This is a genomic window from Mucilaginibacter frigoritolerans, assembly GCF_007830615.1.
In the GTDB taxonomy this organism is placed as follows: domain Bacteria; phylum Bacteroidota; class Bacteroidia; order Sphingobacteriales; family Sphingobacteriaceae; genus Mucilaginibacter; species Mucilaginibacter frigoritolerans.
This window is the reverse complement of the sequence record NZ_VLLI01000028.1, coordinates 1-1,866: the sequence shown is the minus strand read 5'-3', so window position 1 is coordinate 1,866 and position 1,866 is coordinate 1. Positions and strand designations below refer to the sequence as shown.

The window sequence follows — 1,866 nt, the reverse complement described above, 5'->3', positions numbered from 1 at the left end:
CCAGATTGGGGGAATGATAATATCCGGGAGATTATATTGGGTGGCTATAGCATTAGCCCGGCACTCCCCACCGGGTTGGTATTTGACCGGATTTCCGGCAGTATCAGCGGAACACCCACTGTGGTTTCAGCCTCGACAAACTATTCGGTTATTGCAAGAAATCTTTCCGGAGCACCTACAACACCTTTATATTTGGCAGTAAACCCTCCTGCCGGTTTTAATCCCAGCCAAAACCTGAACTATATTATAACCTTTACGCCAAGGGTACCGGCTATCACTAACAATGCCGCTTTAAACACGGCAAGCGGTGACATGAACCAGGTAGAGATCGGTATTCAGTATTTTGACGGGCTGGGTAGGCCCATGCAAAATGTACAAGTAAAAGGCTCTCCAACGGCCAGAGATATCGTACAACCAATTGCCTATGACGAGTTTAGCAGAGAGGTAAACAAATACCTGCACTACAGTGCAGCCACGGTTGGAGATGGAAGTTATAAAGCGACAGCTTTAACTGATCAGCCTGCTTTTTATACTAACCCCACATCTGCAAGTTGGAGTGCACCGGGTGTGGTACAGATGCCGGGTCAGGATGCACAGGCAACAACGGTTTATGAGCCCTCGCCGTTAAACCGGGTAGTTGAACAGGGAGCGCCAGGTGCCGATTGGCAACCTGTAGCAGGTAGTACAACCGGGCGCACCGTAAAAATAGTTTATACAAACAATAATACCACCCCACTTACAGATACCACAAATAGCTATTATGTAGCCCTTTATAGGGTTACCGTTAACAGTGATGGTAGCCGAACGCTAACGCAGGGCAGCGGTGCAGCGGCTTATTATGCCGCAGGGCAACTGTATGTAACCGTGAGTTATGATGAAAATTGGACAAGCGGGAGAGGCGGCTCCACAGAAGAATATAAAGACAAAGAAGGGCGTATAGTACTGAAACGCACTTATAATTATATAGCAGGTACATCACCTATATTTCAGGTATTGTCTACCTATTACGTTTATGATGACCTCGGTAATCTGGCTTTCGTGCTGCCTCCCTTATCGGGAGCAGACGCTGGACTGCCTTCACAGGCAACCCTGAACAACCTATGCTACCAGTACGGCTATGATGGCCGTAACAGGCAGATGACCAAAAAGCTGCCAGGCAAAGGAGTGGAAGAAATGGTTTATAACCAGTTGGATCAGCTGCTCTATCAACGTGATGCGAATGAACGCAATGCCGGGCAGTGGGAATTTACCAAGCACGATGCACTGGGGAGGGTGATTATTACGGGGATAACAAAAGACACGAGTTCAAGGGCTCCGCTGCAAAGTTATGTAACCAATATGATAACCTTGACTGATACTGTTGGCCAATGGGAAGTGCCCACTACCGTAAATGGAATACAGGGCTATACGGATACAGCATTCCCCTGGGGTAACAATCAAATATTGCTGAAGGTAAATTATTATGATAATTATACCTTTCAGGGGCAACCAGCAACAGCAGTTGCACCAACTGTGTATAGTAACATGACAAAGGGTTTGCTCACAGCATCAAAAATGGCGGTACTGAATACGATAAATAATACCACCCTTGATATGCTATGGGATGTGCAATATTATGACGACCTGGGCAGGGCAACGCAAACTTATGCACAACATTATTTGGGTGGAGTACTAAGCCCAAATAACTATGACGTTATTACCAACGCTTACGATTATCCTGATTTTGTTCATGAATTAAGCAGTACCACCAGGCAGAATTATGGTAAAAATACCAACAATACAGCCTCCACACTTAATGCAACTATTGTTAATAATTACAAATATGATCAGGTAGAACGTAAAACGCAAACGTGGGAATCCATTACA

Annotated in this window: 1 protein-coding gene; it reads left to right on the top strand. The window is 45.5% G+C overall.

The window, feature by feature from the left end; all coding sequences use genetic code 11:
• Positions 1 to 1,866 (top strand): DUF6443 domain-containing protein (locus JN11_RS24270; RefSeq protein ID WP_211360904.1); only part of this gene is annotated, 1,866 nt, incomplete at both ends.